The organism is Synechococcus sp. BDU 130192 (genome assembly GCF_963876085.1).
Classification (GTDB): domain Bacteria; phylum Cyanobacteriota; class Cyanobacteriia; order Cyanobacteriales; family MRBY01; genus MRBY01.
The window spans coordinates 1-17,226 of record NZ_CAWNNO010000062.1; the positions used below are offsets into that span (position 1 = coordinate 1).

16 protein-coding genes and 2 tRNA genes are annotated in these 17,226 nt (G+C 49.7%); 13 read left to right on the plus strand and 5 right to left on the minus strand.

Going from position 1 to position 17,226, the window contains the following annotated elements; translation table 11 throughout:
* The 3 genes from AACT35_RS15095 to AACT35_RS15105 all read left to right on the plus strand — a co-directional run.
* Positions 1-455: transposase (locus AACT35_RS15095; protein WP_143596751.1), on the plus strand; the 455-nt coding region annotated here is incomplete at its 5' end.
* A 20-nt stretch (positions 456-475) separates the two neighbouring features.
* Entirely contained in the window at positions 476-1,180 is a 705-nt protein-coding gene (locus tag AACT35_RS15100) for a ParA family protein (RefSeq protein WP_254047937.1), read from the plus strand.
* Between the two features lie 3 nt (positions 1,181-1,183).
* The gene (locus tag AACT35_RS15105) at positions 1,184-1,945 is read left to right on the plus strand and encodes a DUF655 domain-containing protein (protein ID WP_030007058.1); all 762 of its coding nucleotides are present in this window, start codon (positions 1,184-1,186) and stop codon (positions 1,943-1,945) included.
* Positions 1,946-2,004: 59 nt separating this feature from the next.
* On the opposite strand, the gene AACT35_RS15110 is transcribed toward AACT35_RS15105, so the two are convergent.
* Positions 2,005-4,074 (minus strand): M3 family metallopeptidase, encoded by a 2,070-nt coding sequence (locus AACT35_RS15110; RefSeq protein ID WP_099237660.1) that lies wholly within the window; start codon positions 4,072-4,074, stop codon positions 2,005-2,007.
* A gap of 166 nt (positions 4,075-4,240) precedes the next feature.
* On the opposite strand from AACT35_RS15110, the gene AACT35_RS15115 reads away from it, so the two are divergent.
* A complete protein-coding gene (locus AACT35_RS15115) occupies positions 4,241-6,832 on the plus strand; it encodes a M1 family aminopeptidase (protein ID WP_445267913.1) in 2,592 nt (863 codons plus the stop codon).
* Here the strand turns inward: AACT35_RS15115 and AACT35_RS15120 are convergent.
* Complete coding sequence (locus AACT35_RS15120) at positions 6,829-6,972, minus strand: hypothetical protein (RefSeq protein WP_156785463.1); 144 nt, start codon at positions 6,970-6,972, stop codon at positions 6,829-6,831. The two genes, AACT35_RS15115 and AACT35_RS15120, sit on opposite strands and share 4 nt — an antisense overlap.
* Positions 6,973-7,102: 130 nt before the next feature.
* On the opposite strand from AACT35_RS15120, the gene AACT35_RS15125 reads away from it, so the two are divergent.
* From AACT35_RS15125 to AACT35_RS15150, 6 genes are all read left to right on the plus strand, one after another.
* Positions 7,103-8,176 carry a Gfo/Idh/MocA family protein gene (locus AACT35_RS15125; RefSeq protein WP_012306070.1) on the plus strand — a complete coding sequence of 358 codons (1,074 nt, stop codon included), beginning with the start codon at positions 7,103-7,105 and terminating at the stop codon, positions 8,174-8,176.
* A gap of 102 nt (positions 8,177-8,278) precedes the next feature.
* Positions 8,279-8,416 (plus strand): hypothetical protein, encoded by a 138-nt coding sequence (locus AACT35_RS15130; RefSeq protein ID WP_012306071.1) that lies wholly within the window; start codon positions 8,279-8,281, stop codon positions 8,414-8,416.
* Positions 8,417-8,451: 35 nt separating this feature from the next.
* On the plus strand, positions 8,452-9,570 hold the full coding sequence (locus AACT35_RS15135; RefSeq protein ID WP_045441961.1) for a hemolysin family protein: 1,119 nt from the start codon (positions 8,452-8,454) through the stop codon (positions 9,568-9,570).
* Between the two features lie 96 nt (positions 9,571-9,666).
* Positions 9,667-9,751 (plus strand) — tRNA-Tyr (locus AACT35_RS15140).
* A gap of 4 nt (positions 9,752-9,755) precedes the next feature.
* Positions 9,756-9,827 (plus strand) — tRNA-Thr (locus tag AACT35_RS15145).
* 170 nt (positions 9,828-9,997) lie between these two features.
* Entirely contained in the window at positions 9,998-10,144 is a 147-nt protein-coding gene (locus AACT35_RS15150) for a hypothetical protein (RefSeq protein ID WP_173867211.1), read from the plus strand.
* 11 nt (positions 10,145-10,155) lie between these two features.
* On the opposite strand, the gene AACT35_RS15155 is transcribed toward AACT35_RS15150, so the two are convergent.
* A complete protein-coding gene (locus AACT35_RS15155) occupies positions 10,156-10,407 on the minus strand; it encodes a hypothetical protein (RefSeq protein ID WP_099237664.1) in 252 nt (83 codons plus the stop codon).
* A 166-nt stretch (positions 10,408-10,573) separates the two neighbouring features.
* Between AACT35_RS15155 and AACT35_RS15160 the strand changes: the two genes are divergently transcribed.
* Positions 10,574-11,968, plus strand: coding sequence for a sensor histidine kinase (locus AACT35_RS15160; RefSeq protein WP_030007063.1), 1,395 nt, complete (start codon positions 10,574-10,576; stop codon positions 11,966-11,968).
* 158 nt (positions 11,969-12,126) lie between these two features.
* Here AACT35_RS15160 and rpsF read toward each other — a convergent pair whose 3' ends face one another.
* A complete protein-coding gene (rpsF, locus tag AACT35_RS15165; RefSeq protein WP_012306075.1) occupies positions 12,127-12,474 on the minus strand; it encodes a 30S ribosomal protein S6 in 348 nt (115 codons plus the stop codon).
* A gap of 247 nt (positions 12,475-12,721) precedes the next feature.
* On the opposite strand from rpsF, the gene AACT35_RS15170 reads away from it, so the two are divergent.
* A complete protein-coding gene (locus AACT35_RS15170) occupies positions 12,722-13,516 on the plus strand; it encodes a fumarylacetoacetate hydrolase family protein (protein WP_099237666.1) in 795 nt (264 codons plus the stop codon).
* Positions 13,517-13,561: 45 nt separating this feature from the next.
* Complete coding sequence (locus AACT35_RS15175) at positions 13,562-15,286, plus strand: peptide ABC transporter substrate-binding protein (protein WP_099237668.1); 1,725 nt, start codon at positions 13,562-13,564, stop codon at positions 15,284-15,286.
* 11 nt (positions 15,287-15,297) lie between these two features.
* Here AACT35_RS15175 and AACT35_RS15180 read toward each other — a convergent pair whose 3' ends face one another.
* Positions 15,298-16,974 (minus strand): serine/threonine-protein kinase, encoded by a 1,677-nt coding sequence (locus AACT35_RS15180; RefSeq protein WP_065710055.1) that lies wholly within the window; start codon positions 16,972-16,974, stop codon positions 15,298-15,300.
* Positions 16,975-17,226 lie beyond the last annotated feature (252 nt).

The following is a 17,226-nucleotide window of genomic DNA, read 5'->3' on the forward strand; positions in this document are numbered from 1 at the left end:
CGGGAAAACGGTGGGTCTGGGGTCGTCTGGTCTATGTCATCGCTACTCGTCTTGACTCGAAACAAAAATCGAAGCAAACGGATGATGATTTTCTGATTATCATCACGGCCCATGAGCCTCAAAATGCTTTAACAGATTACCGTCGGCGTTGGGGGATTGAGACTCTGTTTGGAGCCCTCAAAACCCGTGGCTTTTGCTTGGAATCGACTCATTTTATCGATAAGAGACGTTTGTCGAAGCTGCTGGCTCTGTTGGCCATTGCGTTTGTCTGGGCGATGAAAGCGGGTTTATGGCGACATAGTCAGAGGCCGATTCGCATTATCAAGGCCCATGGCCGTCGAGCGCGGAGTTTGTTTCGCTATGGTTTTGACTTATTACGTCGCTTTTTTACCGTTTCTACCCAACCTCTACTTGGGTCAGGGTTTCACCCCATACAATTTTTGTCCTGTACTTAGATACGACTTATGCAACTGGTTTGGCAAAATTTCTTGATGAGAAAGACGATGACCTTAAAAATAACAATATTTTGCAACTCATTCAATCTAGAGAAAAATATCCAGTCAAAGCAGTTGCAAGACCCTCAACTTACGTATCCCAAGGTATTGATGTAATTCCATCTCATATTGAGATGATGAAATATGAATCGGAATTAACCCGGATTGAACCAGCCAAAACTCGACTATTATCTAAGCTAAAAGATGTCAAGAATGATTATGATATTGTTCTAATTGATACTCCTCCCTCACTTAATTTGTATGCTCGTATTGCTTTACTAAGTGCAGGTTATCTAATCATTCCTTCAGACCTTAAACCATTTGCTAATGAGGGTTTAAATAATGTCAAAGATTTTATCGCGGATATAAACGAAGCCAAAGATATGTTTGGTATGTCTCCTTTGAAAATTTTAGGTGTTTTACCGTCGAAGATTTCAACGAATGCTCGCTTTGTCCAGTATACATATCCCAAACGTCGCAGAATGGTCGAACAACGTTATGGTTTTCCCCTAATGTCTGCGGCAATTTATGAACGAGAAGATCTTGCCAAAGCGTTGGAAAATACCTTGGAGTATGGAGAAGAAGATATTCCGGATCCACTCTCTATTTTTGACTATAAATCAGATTCTGTATCAGCCCATGAATTTGCGATGCTAGCTAGTGAAGTATTAGAGAAAATCAATTAAATTATGCTAGAAAACCTTTTAAAAATTCAACTAATTGATATTCTATCTGTTGATAGCCCAGAACCCCGATCTGGTTTTTCTAAGGATAAAATTGAAACTTTGGCCAATAGTTTTTTAACAGTCGGTGGGAACTCTCAACCTATTCTTGTTCAACGCTTAGATTTTGATTCATTTACCGTTGTTTCTGGACATTTAGAATATTATGCAGCAGTCCGAGCCAGAGAAATCAATGATGATTTTGAGATGATTAACGCGATCATTATTACTCCTGAAAATGAAGCGCAGATCAAGCATCAATATGATTATTTAAATACTGTGCAAGAAAGTTCTGCGACTAACTCTTTGGAGCATAGTTTAAACAAAAATGAAATTGCTAATTTAGAAAAAAATCTTTTAGCTCACCTTCAAGATCAACTTAAATTTGAAGTTTCTCGCTTAGAAAATAATTTATCGAGAAATCTTGAGCAAAAATTTGATGGTGTCAAAATTCTTGTGCCTCGTGATGAGGATCACCTAGAAGCCTTTAATGCTTCTGATTTCAAAATTTTAGTCGATAAACTAGGTTCTGCTGGCTTTACTGGTAAGAAAGGTCAGAAAATGGCAACAGCAATTATTCAAGAGAGAAAAAAAAGTCGCTTTAGTTCTTTGGGAGAAATTATTAACAGAGTGCGGTTACAGAACAAAAATAGAGCTATTACTGAAACTTCAATGGTAAAAATTCTAGATGCTTGGAATCGATTTATTGATGTAGAAGAAACTAAATAAAAGAAAAAGCCTTTGGAATATTCCAAAAGCCTTTTTTTACGCTCATTTAAAGAATGGAGTTAAGCAGTTTGCAATAGACCACTATGGCGAAGCAAAGGTTCTGTTTGCGGTTCCCGACCCCGGAATTTCTTGAACACTTCCAATGGGTGGAGACTGCCGCCTAAACCGAGGATCGTTTCGCGGAATTTTTTGCCCACATCGGCGATCGCCACCGTATCTTCGAGGCCAGCTTCTTCAAAGGCCGCAAACGCATCCGCACTGAGCACTTCCGCCCACTTGTAGCTGTAATAGCCCGCTGCATAGCCCCCCGCAAAGATATGACCAAAGGCACAGAGGAACGAATCTTCCGGCAATGGTTTCATAACGGTGGTGGTTTCAGCAAGGCGATCGCGAACCTGTTCCGGGGTCTCACCACTGGCCGGGTCGTATTTCGCGTGCAGTTCAATGTCGAGCAAACTAAAGTGCAACTGCCGCAGCATCGCCGAGCCACTCATGTAAGTGCGGGCAGCCAGGAGCTTTTGGTAATAATGCTCTGGCAGCGTTTCTCCCGTTTCGTAATGCTTCGCCATCCCGAATAGCGTTTCCCGGTGGTAGCACCAATTTTCCATAAACTGACTGGGCAACTCCACCGCATCCCACTCGACATTATTAATGCCGGCTGCACCGGGGTAATCCACATGGGTCAACATATGCTGTAACCCGTGGCCAAACTCATGGAAGAGGGTTTCCACTTCCCCAAAGGTCATCAAACTGGGCTTACCGTCCACGGGGGGCGTCTGGTTACAGATTAAATAAGCCACAGGTAAACGGGTAATGCTATGACCATTGACCACCAACTTCGCGCGACCGACGCAATCATTCATCCAAGCCCCACCGCGTTTTTCCGCCGGACGACTGTAGGGATCAAGGTAAAAACTGGCAATGTGTTCTCCAGACTCGTCGTTAATTTTGAAATAACGCACATCTTCATGCCATACAGGCGCGTCCCCATCGGCAGCGGTAATTTCAACGGAAAACAAGCGTTGCGCTAGGCCAAACAAACCCTCTAAGACCCGCCCTAGGGAAAAATAAGGGCGCAATTCTTCGGCGGTAAAGCCAAACTTTTCTTCCCGTTGTTTCTCTGACCAGTAAGCCACATCCCAGTGGGCCAAGTCAGCCCGTCCCGAAAAAGTTTTCAGAGTCGCCAATTCTTGTTGAGCGGCCTCGAAACTCACTTGGCGCAACTCTTCCATAAGTTGTTCAACGGCGGCCACGCTCGGGGCCATTTTCCGGGCTAGACTCAGTTCGGCGTAATTTTCAAAGCCTAAAATTTGGGCCTTTTGTTTACGCAACTCAAGGATGCGATCAATGTGGGGGTGATTATCAAATTCCCCAGAAGAAGCCTTTGAGACCGCCGCTTTGTAGACTTTTTCCCGCAGTTCCCGGTTTTCGGCATATTTCAAAAAGGGGAGATAGCTGGGGTAATCAAGGGTAATGACCCAGGGGCCATTTTCTGGGGTCGCGTTTTCTTCCCCTTCACTGCGGGCGGTTTGGGCGGCGAGACTCAGGGCGCTATCGGGTAAACCGGCAATATCTTCTTTATCGGTCAGTTTGAGTTTAAAGGCCTTGGTCGCATCGAGGACATTATTTGAAAATTTCGTTGAAAGATCCGCTAATTCCAATTGGATTGCGTTGAATTTCTCCTTGATTTCCCCTTCGAGGCTCACCCCAGCGAGTTCGGCTTCCTTGAGGGCGGTTTCGATAATGCGTTGCTGGGCGGGTTCTAGTTTGTCCCATTGGTCGCTTTCGCGGATCGCTTTGTAACCTTCGTAGATGGGGCGACTTTGGCTCCAGCGATTAATAAACTGCACCACGGCGGGTTGCATTTTTTCGTAGGCGGTACGCAGTTCTGTACTGTTTTTGACACTCATGAGATGACCAATCACCCCCCAAGTCCACATCAGCTTTTCTTCGAGCTGGGTAAGGGGTTCGACAAAGTCTGTCCAGGTGGGTTTGAGGTTCGCCTCAAGATCGCTGACCTGTTGTTCTAGTTCCGCCAGAAGAGTAGTGACAGCGGGTTCAACGTGCTCGGCTTTGATCTCGGCGAAGGGGGGCAGACCATGGCCGATGAGAAGGGGATTCTGGGTCATATGCGGTTAATTTTTCTGATGTTTACGCTATTTCCCATTATGACAGCAAGTTTTTGGGGAAGGCAGTGGGGATATCTGGGCACGGTTGGCTGGCCCATCAACGGGATTGTTATGATTTGAAACGAATGAATTTTATGGGCGGCGATCGCCTTTTGAGCCTGAGGATATGTCGAGCAAAATGTCTGGAATTAATTTTGAAGCGTTTGTGGATACAGAAACGACCCGTTCTTTTGAGTTGCCCGGCGCAAAACCCCACTACAACCCCGACCGTCCGGGACAGGTGGAGCATATCTGTTTGGATTTGGATCTCGACATTACGGGGCGATCGCTCTTTGGGACTTGCACGATTACCCTGGTGCCAGTGCGTTCGGGGGTAACTTCCCTGACCCTCGATGCGGTGGACATGGCCATTGAATCGGTAAGCATTGGCAGCGTCAGTCAGCCCTTTGATTATGATGGCGAAACCCTGAATATCCGCTTACTGCAACCGACGACGACGAAAAAAATTGAGTTGGCGATCGCCTACCGGTTAACGGAACCGCAGCGGGGCATTTATTTCATTCAGCCGGACAACCATTACCCTGATAAACCTGTGCAGGTGTGGACTCAGGGGGAAGATGAAGATTCCCGTTTTTGGTTTCCCTGTTTCGACTATCCCGGCCAGCTTGCCACTTCTGAACTGAAAATTCGCGTGGCTAATCCCTACCGGGCCATCTCCAATGGTGAATTGATCAACAGTGAGAAACAAGGAGAAAAAACGGAATATCACTGGTATCAAAAAGAAATTCATCCTTCCTACCTAATTACTTTAGCGGTGGGTGATTTTGCTGAAACAAAAACCGAATGGCAAGGCATCCCTGTCCTCTACTACGTCGAAAAAGGGCGCGAAGCTGATGGCGATCGCAGCATGGGTAAAACCCCCCAAATGATGGATTTTCTCAGTCAAACCTACGGCTACAAATATCCTTTTCCGAAATATGCCCAGGTGTGCGTCGATGACTTTATTTTCGGCGGCATGGAAAACACTTCCACCACTTTGTTGACCGATCGCTGTCTACTTGATGAACGGGCGAGCCTTGACGATCAACGCACCGAAACCCTGGTTTTGCATGAGTTGGCCCACCAGTGGTTTGGGGATCTCGTGGTGATTAAGCATTGGAGCCACGCCTGGCTCAAAGAGGGAATGGCCACCTATGCCGAAGTCCTCTGGACAGAACATGAATATGGCCAAGAAGAGGCCGCCTATTACCTGCTGGAGCAAATGCGCAACTATCTCGATGAAGATAGCAGCCGTTACCGCCGCCCCATCGTCACCCATGTTTATCGCGCCCCCATCGAACTCTACGACCGCCACCTCTACGAAAAAGGCGCTTGCGTCTACCACATGATCCGCACGGTGCTTGGCGATGAGTTGTTCTCAAAAGCAATTCAAAAGTTTGTCCAAAAGCACGCCCACCAAACCGTCGAAACTGTTGATCTACTGCGGGCGATTGAAGAATCCACTGGGTTTAACCTGGCTCCACTTTTTGATCAATATGTTTTTCGGGGTGGGCATCCGGATTTTGAGGTGGCCTACAGTTGGGACGGAGAAACGGGTTTGGCGAAGCTCACAGTAAAACAGACCCAAGGGAAAAAAGACGAAAAAGCCCTTTTTGATCTAAAAATTCCCATTGCCTTTAACTATCTCGATGGGGAAACAGTCAGCCAAAAAACCTTTACCTTTAGGCTCAATGATGCGGAACATACCTTTTATATTCCCCTCGACCGGAAACCGGATTTTGTCAGCTTTGATGTGGGCAACCATTGGACAAAAACGGTGAAATTGTCCTACCCGATGGCAGAACTCAAAAATCAATTGACCCATGATCCCGATCCTATTTTTCGCGTTCAAGCAGCCGAGGCGATCGCCAAGGAAGGGAACCTCGAAGCGGTCAATACGTTGCAAACAGCTTTAACAACAGAAGCGTTTTGGGGTGTACGGGTCGAAATCGCCAAAGCCCTCGGTACGATTCAACTCAATCAAGCCGAGGATGCCCTGATGGCAGGTTTAAAAGATTCCCATCCCCGTGTGCGCCGGGCCACCCTATCTAGCCTCGGTAAGTTCAAAACCGAAAGTAGCTACGAGGCGATGAAAACTTTTCTCTTGGCAGGAGACGCCAGCTACTATACCGAAGCCGCCGCCGCCCGCACCCTAGGCGCAATGGTTTCTGTTGGTTTAACGGACAAAGCCGAGGCCACCCGTGATTTACTTAACCAGATCCTCAAAACCCGCGCAGGTTGGAATGAAGTTGTCCGGGCCGGAGCAATTGGCGGACTCGCCGCGATGAAAACCTCCCCCGAAGCCGTGGATGCGATCCTGCCCTACACCGAATTGGGCATCCCCCAACCGCTACGCCTTGCCGCGATCCGGGCTCTAGGTACCGTCGCCAGCGGCCAAACCAACGACAAATTAGCAGTCATTCTCAATCGTTTAGAGGCGATCGCCAGGGAAACCTTCTTCCTCACCCAAGTTGCCATTGTGAGCGCCCTCGGCCAGATCGAAAACCCCAAAGCTGTTACGCTCCTCCAAACCTTGGCCAACCAAGCCCCCGACAAGCGCGTCCGCCAGCGGGCCGAGGAAACCGTGAGCAGCCTCCAGAAAAAGCTCAGCACCGATAAAGCGATTCAAGGATTGCGCGAAGACCTCGATAAACTGCGGGAAGACAACAAACAACTGCAAAGTCGCCTCGCCAAACTCGAAGCCCAGGGCAACCCTTAACTGCACTTTTGGGGCGAACTTTCCGGGGCGATTTTGCGTCGAAAAAAATAAGTTGAATAGCCCAGCAATTTGTCAACCACTTGGCGATCGCCCCAAGAATTATCCCAAGGCCGGATCCATTGGCGATCGCCCTCTGCCATTCCACAAAATCTACTTATCAATTCTTTAGACTCCGGACATCCGTGCTACCATCGGTAGTCAAAAAGGTGGCGAGGCAACATCATCCCTCATCATCTGCGGTGGAGGAGTTCAAGGAGTTTCCTAAATCTTATGGCCCAACTACAGTCCAGTCTATCCCCCAATACGAATCTCAGAATCGGCGTGATTGGCGTAGGCAACATGGGGCAACACCACACCCGTGTCCTTAGCCTCCTCAAAGATGTTGAACTCATTGGCGTCGCGGATCTCAACGTTGAACGCGGCTTAGACCTCGCCAGTAAATATCGCATCCGTTACTTTGAGGACTACCACGCCCTGCTTCCCCTCGTCGATGCGGTTTGCATTGCTGTCCCCACCAAGCTCCATTACCAAGTGGGCCTAGAGTGCATGGCAGCGGGCAAGCACGTGATGATCGAAAAACCCATTGCGGCGAGTATCAGTGAAGCCGAAGCCCTCGTCAATGCAGCCGCCGAACATAACGTGATCCTCCAAGTTGGCCACATCGAACGGTTTAATCCCGCCTTCCAAGAACTGAGTAAAGTGCTCAAAACCGAAAAGCTCTTGGCGATCGAAGCCCATCGCATGAGTCCCTATTCCCAACGGGCAAACGATGTTTCCGTCGTCTTGGATTTAATGATCCATGACATTGACCTCCTCCTAGAAATGGCAGCTTCTCCGGTGGTTCAACTGACAGCCACGGGTTCAAAAAAAGATGATTCTAACCACTTAGATTACGTAACGGCCACCTTAAATTTCGCCAATGGCATCGTGGCCACCCTCACGGCAAGCAAAGTCACCCACCGCAAAATCCGCACGATCGCCGCCCACTGCCAGAATTCCCTCACCGAAGCCGATTTTCTCAATAACGAGATCGAAATTCACCGCCAAACCACCGCCAATTACACCACCGACTATGGCCAAGTTCTTTACCGTCAGGATGGTTTGATCGAGCAAGTTTACACCAGCAATATCGAACCGCTCCATGCCGAACTCGAACATTTTGTTCAATGTGTCCGGGGGGGCGAACAACCTTCCGTTGGGGGAGAACAGGCGTTAAAAGCCCTCCGCCTTGCGAGCTTGATCGAACAAAGCGCCCTGGATGGCAAAGTCTGGAAAGAGGCTGATCGCCATTACCAACACCTCAATAAACCGAAGACCATCGTCACGCCCCTCTCCGTTTCTTGATATTTTGCGTTTTCGATGCGTGAAGGGGCGCAGTTTTCGCTACCCTTAATAGATAAACAATCATCCTTTGACTTTAGCGGGTAAGGAGCCGCTGCACTGACTATGTCTGATCTCAATCGTGGCATCATGAAATTTGACGGCGCAGATAAACCCATCGTCGTCGCCGTTTCTGCTGTTTTAGTTTTAGGGGCGATCGCCGCCCTGGTGATCTGGGGTCTCACAACCGCCTATTCGTTCTAAACTAATCCAGTCACCTCTAGCTCCTACGACACACTTTGAATTTCCTGTTTGCGATCGCCGCCGCTGAATCTAGCAAACCAAGTCCCCTGCTGGGGGAAGTCTGGCTTGATCTCGCTGTTTTGGTGGTCATGATTGGCCTTTCTGCCTTTTTCTCTGGCTCCGAGACCGCCATTACTGCCTTTGATAACCTCAAACTCGAAGGACTGATTAAGCGCCAAGGCGATCCCCAGGGCATCTTCCGGATCGTCCTCAAAAATCGGACGCGATTTATCACGACCCTGCTGCTGGGGAACAATCTCGTTAATAATTTCTCAGCGATTCTCACCAGTAACCTCTTCGCGATTTGGTTAGGAAACGCCGGGATCGGGATTGCGACGGCTGTCGTCACCATTGTCGTCCTCATTTTTGCAGAGATCACCCCCAAGTCCCTCGCCATCCTCAACGTGCGCTCGGCCTTTACCTTCGTTGTGCCGCCCATCTATTGGCTGTCGCGTATTCTGTCGTCCTTGGGGATCATTTATATCTTTGAAACCATCACCGAAAAAACGATCAAGATCTTTGAAGGCCGCCAGAATAAAAATTCTCCCACCAGCGAAACCCTCACCGAACTGCAACTGATGATCGAAATCCTGGGGGGGAAAGGCAAGCTTGATCTGCAACGCCGCCGTATTTTAGGAAATGCTCTCCTCCTCGATGAAATGATGGTCAAAGATGTGGTTAAGCCACGCATCGATATGCAAACCATCGCCCACGATGCCACCCTCCAGGAGTTGGTCAACCTCTGCCTCGAAACGGGCTACACCCGCATTCCTGTCCAGGAACAATCCAAAGACCACATCATCGGCATTGTTAACCTCAAGCAAGCCCTCAAGGGTCTCCATTCTCCAGAATCTCCCCAGACCCAGACCCCAGCGATTGTCCGTTCTGTGATGGATACGCCTGTTTATATCCCTGAAACGAAGCGGGTAGCCGATTTGCTCAAAGAAATGCTCCAACAACGCCTCCACATCGCCATTGTCGTTGATGAGTATGGCGGAACGGTGGGTCTCGTCACCCTAGAGGACTTACTCGAAGAGCTGGTGGGAGAAATTTATGATGAGAGTGATTATGCTCCCCGTGAGCCGGGTTTGCCAGGGCGGTTTTCTGATCGATAAAAATTGAATTGGGAATCTGTCAGAAAAAAATTGGCGATCGCCTTGCAATATTTTATTTTTATGCTAGGATTGATAACTGTGAAAACAAAAAAACGTGGGTCGGTGCCCGAGTGGTTAATGGGGGCGGACTGTAAATCCGCTGACTATGTCTACGCTGGTTCGAATCCAGCTCGGCCCACCACATTGCCCATATGGCTCAGGGGTAGAGCACTCCCTTGGTAAGGGAGAGGTCACGAGTTCAAATCTCGTTATGGGCTTCTTAGAGCAGTTAATTGTTAACCAGTATAAAAAGCGTTTGAATATTCGCTTGAATTATTATTCCTGCGGATATCTGCCGTTGCCGCAATCTTTTGTTTTTTTTTAGGATTAATGGAGGCGCACTGGGTTTCCCCATTGCCTTTGTAGAACTGAATTATCCTAAGCATCTATGACTGAGAAAAAAAAGACCCAGCCAGCACCCGCCCAGGGAAGCACAATAACAACATCGGAAAAGGTGCTGTGTCCCCACTGCAAGCGCACTGCGACCAATGGCATCAAATGTAAGGGAATCTGTGTCGCCGATAGTGATTATTAATCGGTTGCAGCTCAAATCATAAAGGAAATGCCATTTAAACTAATTAGCAGCAATAATAAACCAAAATTTACCCACAATTCTTTTTTATAGGTATTCATCTTTTCCCCAAGAATGCGGGCTGTTTTTTGTTGTAAATAATGGCGCAATTTTAAGGGCAGTTTTTCGTAATATTGCCGATATTCCAGGGCCGTTAGCAGGACATTCCCAAGGTTGTAGAGGGTGATGCCGAGGAGAATCCAGCGGTAAAGGTTATAGAAATTCATGGCTTACAAAAATCTATGGCAGCCGGAGAACTAATCTGAAGTTGATGGCTGAGGGAAAAGAAATAACAGGTAAAACCCCACTCGGTGATGTTCGGTTGTACTGCTTCTATTTTGGAAAAAATCCTTTTAGTATCAATATAACCTAGGGTCAGAAGAGAGCAATACTGTGGTGGATTTAAAGAAACTAGAAGAACTCAATATTCAGCAAACGGTGGCCGGCATTCTCCAGGACTTTAACCCGATTTTTTCGTCTACTTCTTCTTCTGGACAAACTGGGCAGTGGCGCGCAGCGATCGCCGCCTTAACGGATTTACTCCTGCGCTCCGGGGGCGAAACCCGTGGTGTTATTTTATCGAGCCCTAGCCCGGTCTTTGACGCGCCCCAAATCACCCGCCACCACCATCATTACGTTTTAACGCCGAAAAATCTCCAGGACATTGCCCTGAGTCACCTGCAATTGCCGGGGGCCGGTTTGAATCAAAGCATTCGGCACCACAATAATCAAATCGTTGAGTTTCCAATTCTGCCCAATGATCCCCTGGCCCAGGAACAATTTTGTTTAATTTTGACGGCGAAGTTTAATTTTGCGATGGCCCTGTCTCCCCAGGGATTGCTCTTTTCATTTGACCCAGAGGCGATCGCCGCCATTTGGCAAATTTTGCAGTGGCGCATGGCCCTAACGCAACCATTCCAGTTCCAAACCCTCGCCCAACTTTGGCCCCGCTTTGCTGAGGTTGTTCCGGACTACCGGCTTGTCTCCCGGTTTAGCCAGTTAATGGTGCGATCGCTGACGGTTAATTTACCCCAGGCTGATTCCCTACCATCTCCAGAACCCCACCAAACCCCTGAACCAACCGCCCAAGCTCAACCGGAATTGGAGCTATTGCAGGCCCTCACCCATGAAATTCGCACTCCTTTGACAACAATCCGTACCATGACAAAGTTGTTGTTAAAAAAGAAAACCCAACTGACTCAGGATATTGTCAAACGCATCGAAACCATTGAGCAAGAGTGCAACGAACAAATCCGGCGCATGGAACTTATTTTTCGGGCGGCCGAATTGGAAACTCCATCCCATCACCCGAAGCAAACTCTGCAACTGGTGCCCATTTCCTTAGAACAAATTTTCCAGGAGGGAACACCCCGTTGGCAAAAACAGGCCCAACGGCGCAATGTCAACCTAGAGGTCGCCTTGCCCCCATACCTGCCCCAGGTGGTGAGTGATCCAGCGATGCTTGACCAAATGCTGTCCGGGTTAATCGAGACCCTCACGCGACGCCTACCGACGGGAGCAGAGGTACAAATCCAAGTCAGCACCGCCGGCAGCCAACTGAAGTTAGAAGTCCAGTCCCACGGCCTGGGTCAAAAATGCCTTGAAAAGGCGATTGGTCAGTTACTCATTTTCCAACCAGAAACGGGCAGCTTGAGCCTGAATTTAGATGTGACCAAAAATCTCTTTCAACAGTTAGGCGGCAAACTGGCAATTCGACGCCGGGCTTCCGGGGAAGAAGTCTTTGCTATTTTCTTACCCCTCGGCAATAGCTTCGCTGTGCCCCTCTAGGTCTTGTAAGGGCATGGTAAAGCACCCATAAATTCCCCTTGGGAATGTCTCTGCTAACCAAACGCTGAATTTCACCATTGATGCAAAAAAAGATGGGCCACACTAGAGGAGCCCATCTCTGTTAATTTTCGATTTAGTTTTTATCGGGTACTGGAGGTTTAGGCACCAGGAGCCGCTGGCTCAGAGGGAGGTGCGTCGGCTTCGAGGGCAATGGGTTCTGCATCCAGCTTCATGGTGAGGTAGCGAATAACCATTTCCCCTAAGCGCATATCCCGCTCGACGGCCTTGATTTGGCTGCCATCGGCTTTGTAGTTTACTTGGATGTAGATTCCATCGTTGAAGTTCTGGATCGGATAGGCGAGGTGGCGCTTGCCCCGTACTTGAACCTGAAGGTCGCTTGCCCCAGAGTCTTGGAGCATGGTCTTGTATTTGCTAGAGACTTCCTGCACCTGCTCTTCGCTGAGGTCGGGGCGCAGGATGTACATCATTTCGTAGTTGTTGCTCATTACTGTTTGATATAAATCCTTCTGGACAATAAGGCCGCTCGATGTGTGGAAATTTCGGATTTCTTTTACGATTCGAGAAGCAAGGATATAAAATTCTACTACACCTTGCCCCCTTTTAGGGAGTGTTGGCTGGATCTGAAACTGATGAAAAACGGATCATGACTTGGGTCTGAGGGTCTGTCATCGATTGGCGATCGCCACCTTGAGGTGGAGCTCTGTTCTGTGTTTAGTTGATCAAAATTCATTTATGGCGCAACGATATGTTCGGGTTCAAACTCCCCAAGGGCAAGTATTATACGGACTGCTAAAGCTCAACCGTGAAGTGCAGGTGATCGATGCGCCAGCTTGGTTGGGGGGACAACCGACGGGGGAAAGTCTCGCGCCGGATGAGTACCAATTATTGGCCCCCTGCGCCCCGTCAAAAATTGTTGCGGTGGGTCATAATTATGCCGCCCATGCGGCGGAACTCCAGCAGCCGATTCCGTCGGAACCAGTGTTATTTTTGAAACCTCCCAGTGCGATTGTGGCCCACCAACAGGGCATTGTGTATCCGGCCCAATGTCAACAGTTGGAGTTTGAGGGGGAATTGGCCCTTGTAATTGGCGATCGCACCCGCCATTGTTCCGAAGAAGAGGCCCACCAAAAAATTTGGGGCTACACCATTGCCAATGATGTGACGGCGCGGGATCTCCAACGGCAGGATGCCCAGTGGACGCGGGCAAAGGGATTTGATACGTTCTGTCCCCTCGGCCCTTGGATTGTGCGCGAGCTTAGCCCCGATGCCAAGTTGCACACCTATGTAACGCCCCTGGGGGAAGAACTCCCTGAACAACCAGACCCAGCCCAGGCCGCCTCGGTGCAGGATATGGTTTTTTCCGTGGCCAAATTGGTGAGTTACATCTCCGAAATTATGACCCTGTTGCCCGGTGATGTGATTTTGACGGGGACTCCCGCCGGAGTTCACCCTGTCCGCATTGGCGATCGCCTGTTGATCACCATCGAAGGGATCGGCGAGCTTGAAAATCCCATCATTGCCCCCTAAGACCCGTCCCCGTCCTCCATTGCTTGTTGTTGACTACCCGTTACCATGCCCATAGCGAAACATTTTTTGACCCGTACCTGTGCTGCTGCCGCCTGTCTCCTGCTTGTGGGTTGTGGTACTGCCAATAACATTACACCCCCAAATCCCAGCGAACCGACGTTGCTCCGACTGCTGTACTGGCAAGGGCCAACCATTTTAAATCCCCATCTTTCTACGGGTTTTAAGGACTGGGAAGCCAGCCGAATTACCCTCGAACCTCTAGCAACGTTTGATCCTGATAGCGAGTTGGTGCCTGTGTTAGCCGCAGAAATTCCCAGCCTCGAAAATGGCGGCCTCAGTGACGATGGACGCTCCGTAACCTGGAAACTCAAACCAGATTTGCGTTGGTCTGATGGGGAGCCGTTCACGGCGGCGGATGTGGTTTTTACCTATGAATTCATTACAAACCCGGCGGCGGGGGCGACTAATGCGGGGGTTTTTCAGGGGGTGGAAACCGTAGAAGCCATCGACGAAACAACGGTAAAGGTTACTTTTAAAGATGTGACCCCTGCCTGGTTTGGGGTTTTTGTCGGGGCTGAGGGGATGATTTTACCCCGTCACAAATTTGTCGATTACCAAGGAGAACAGGCCAGAACTGCGCCAGCAAATCTGTTACCGGTGGGCACAGGGCCATACCGGGTGGTAGAATTTAAGCCGGGGGATGTGGTGGTTTACGAAAAGAACCCCCATTACCGAGATGTCGAGCAGTTAGGTTTTGAGCGACTAGAGCTAAAAGGGGGTGGGGATGCCACCGCAGCGGCGCGGGCTGTCCTCCAAACAGGGGAGGCAGATTTTGCCTACAATCTCCAGGTAGAAACCAAGGTTTTGACGGAACTGAGTGCAGGGGGGCAGGGGCAAGTTTTAGCGAACTTTGGGTCTTTGAGTGAACGGCTAGTCCTCAACTTCACTGACCCCAACCAAGAAACTCCCAGTGGTGAACGGTCGAGTTTGGCTTTTCCCCATCCTTTCTTGACGGATCGGCGCGTGCGGGAGGCGATCGCCACGGCCATTGATCGCGAGACCATTGCCCAGGAACTGTATGGTGTCACGGGCAAACCCACCAGTAATTTTGTGGTAAATCCCCCTGAGTTCGTCTCTCCCAATACCAGCTATCGCTTCAACCCAGAACAGGCCAAGGCACTCCTCGACCAAGCGGGCTGGGTCGATACCAACGGCGATGGAACCCGTGATCAAGACGGCGTGGAGATGCGGTTGCTGTTCCAGACCTCCGTGAATCCACTCCGCCAGAAAACCCAAGCGATTATTAAGCAAAATTTGGCCGAAATTGGGATGGCCGTTGAGCTAAAAAGCATTGACGCCAGCATTTACTTTTCCGGCGATCCGGCCAATGTGGACACCACAGAACGCTTTACGGCAGATTTGCAGATGTTTACGACGGGTAATACCAATCCTGATCCCTTGCCCTATTTCAAACGTTACACCTGCACTGAAATTCCGACCCAGGCCAACAACTGGACGGGGGATAACTATGCCCGTTATTGCAACTCCGATTATGACGAACTCTGGGCCGCAACCACCCAAGCCCTCGATCCAGAAGAGCGGCAAGCCTCGTTGATTCGCCTCAATGATTTGCTGATTCAAGAGGTTGCGGTCATTCCCCTCATTCACCGGGCAGAAACCGCCGGGATTGGCGATCGCCTTACGGGAGTTAGCCTCACGCCCTGGGATATGAATACTTGGAATATTGCCGCCTGGCGCAAGGAAGCCTAGGAATGACGACCTTAAAATAGACCCCGCCGACCATTCGGCATGATAGTGGCCCAGTTCGTTTTAGCGGTTTTGAGTTGCTGGTCTGTAATTTTGGCGTTGCGCAAATTCGCGCCACAGAGATTTGCCCCGTCCAGCAGAGCGTAGTTTAAATAGGCCTGTTCTAGGTTAGCTCCCCGCAGATCGGCTTGGCTGAGGTTGGTATAGCTCAGGTAAGCCTGTTCTAGATTTGCGTCCCGGAGATTCGCTTGGTGTAAGTTAGCTTTGCCAAAATCAGCACGACTGAGATTTGCCCCCTGGAAATTGGCTTGAATCATTTGGGATTGGTGGAAAATACAGCCTGATAAATTCATGCGCGGCAGGCTGAGACCCAACAGTTGTAGTTGAGCAAAGTTTCGGCGACCTTGGCCATAGGCACTCAACATATCCTGGGCGGTCAACTTAGTTTCCATCGGATTTGCCCGATTAGCTTTGTTCGGCTCGATCCGCATGGTTTTGCCCATGGTAGAACGGGGTTTGTTGCGTCCTGCGGTCAATCGATTAATACGTTGGGCAGAGGCAGAGGGGTGATAGGTGTCTGTCTGGGAAGGGGCACCATAGGGTTTCTTTTGGCGATCGCGTCTTGCTCGGATGGCCATCGCTAACTGAGAATTAGCCAGGGTGGAAGGGCCGCCCGTCAGTTCCCCATCGTCATCGCTTGAGGCGGTGGAAGAGACTTGGCCCCCAGTGGTTCCCGTAAAGGATTCTGCGCCACTCAAGTCTGCCATGCCCTGGGCCAGGCTTTCCATATAGGGTTCCATTTCGAGGGCATCAAGCACATCCTGGGCGGATTGATAGCGGTGCTTGACTGAACTCTCCAGCATTTTGTGGAGGACACTCGCGAGGCTGTTGCTGATATTGACGTGGGACTCCCACAGCAGCTCCCCCGTTTTGGAGTCGTAGTCGAGTTCTTTGGGGGGTTTCCCGGTGAGCAAATAAAGACAGGTGATCCCCACCGCATAGATGTCACTGGCATAGACGGGACGCATGGCCATTTGCTCTGGGGGAGCATAGCCTGGGGTGCCAACGGCGAAGGAGGTGAGGGCTGTTTGTTCTGATGTCGAGGCGATCGCCTCGACGTTAATTTGATTTTTTACCGCACCAAAATCAATCAAAACTAATTTTTTATCTTGGTCACGGCGAATCAGGTTAGCGGGCTTGATATCCCGGTGGATGACCTGTTGGGAGTGAATGTATTGGATGACAGGTAAAACTTCGCTGAGAAATTGCCGCGCTCCGGCTTCGCTAAATGGCCCATTTTTTTTCACTTCTTGCTGCAGGTTATTGCCTTTGACATATTCCTGAACCAGGTAAAAATGATTGTCGTCTTCAAAGTAATCCAGGAGGCGAGGCACCTGGGGATGATTGCCGATGCGACCGAGGGTCTCCGCCTCCCGTTCAAAAAGTTCGCGGGCCATCTGGAACAGGTGCGGCACGTTGCTCGCAAGGCGCAGTTGCTTGATCACACAGGATGGTTTGCCGGGGAGGTTCAAATCTACCGCGAGAAAGGTGGCACCAAAACCACCATGGCCTAAGCTTTTGAGGGGTTTATAGCGTTGGCGCAGGATTAGGCTACTGCCACAGGTTCCGCAGACTCGCGCCTTGAGGGGATTTTTGGGGTTGGAACATTTGGGATTGATACAGTAGCTCATCCAGAGTCACCTTAATGGGAGAGGCGATCGCCTCTGCAAGGAAAGTTTTGGTCGCCTATTTTGTTACCGTGAGCAAGCATGGCGTTGTGATCTGACGCACCAACGGGGATGACCTGTGATGGTGTGTTCACCTCAAGCTCCATCATATCCCACCACCTTAACGTACTGGGATGGTGTCTGGGGGTTTGCTAGGCGTGTTCTTAGCGTTCCCTAAAAGGGCGCGTTTCGGCTCAGGGCTTGGGTCTTTCTATC

Coding starts and splice junctions, on each gene's coding strand:
- AACT35_RS15120 (WP_156785463.1), bottom strand. CDS start 6,972: ATGGCAGAGGGCGATCGCCAATGGATCCGGCCTTGGGATAATTCTTGG.
- rpsF (WP_012306075.1), bottom strand. CDS start 12,474: ATGAGCAACAACTACGAAATGATGTACATCCTGCGCCCCGACCTCAGC.
- AACT35_RS15130 (WP_012306071.1), top strand. CDS start 8,279: ATGTCTGATCTCAATCGTGGCATCATGAAATTTGACGGCGCAGATAAA.
- AACT35_RS15170 (WP_099237666.1), top strand. CDS start 12,722: ATGGCGCAACGATATGTTCGGGTTCAAACTCCCCAAGGGCAAGTATTA.
- AACT35_RS15155 (WP_099237664.1), bottom strand. CDS start 10,407: ATGAATTTCTATAACCTTTACCGCTGGATTCTCCTCGGCATCACCCTC.
- AACT35_RS15125 (WP_012306070.1), top strand. CDS start 7,103: ATGGCCCAACTACAGTCCAGTCTATCCCCCAATACGAATCTCAGAATC.
- AACT35_RS15115 (WP_445267913.1), top strand. CDS start 4,241: ATGTCGAGCAAAATGTCTGGAATTAATTTTGAAGCGTTTGTGGATACA.
- AACT35_RS15110 (WP_099237660.1), bottom strand. CDS start 4,074: ATGACCCAGAATCCCCTTCTCATCGGCCATGGTCTGCCCCCCTTCGCC.
- AACT35_RS15175 (WP_099237668.1), top strand. CDS start 13,562: ATGCCCATAGCGAAACATTTTTTGACCCGTACCTGTGCTGCTGCCGCC.
- AACT35_RS15150 (WP_173867211.1), top strand. CDS start 9,998: ATGACTGAGAAAAAAAAGACCCAGCCAGCACCCGCCCAGGGAAGCACA.
- AACT35_RS15105 (WP_030007058.1), top strand. CDS start 1,184: ATGCTAGAAAACCTTTTAAAAATTCAACTAATTGATATTCTATCTGTT.
- AACT35_RS15180 (WP_065710055.1), bottom strand. CDS start 16,974: ATGAGCTACTGTATCAATCCCAAATGTTCCAACCCCAAAAATCCCCTC.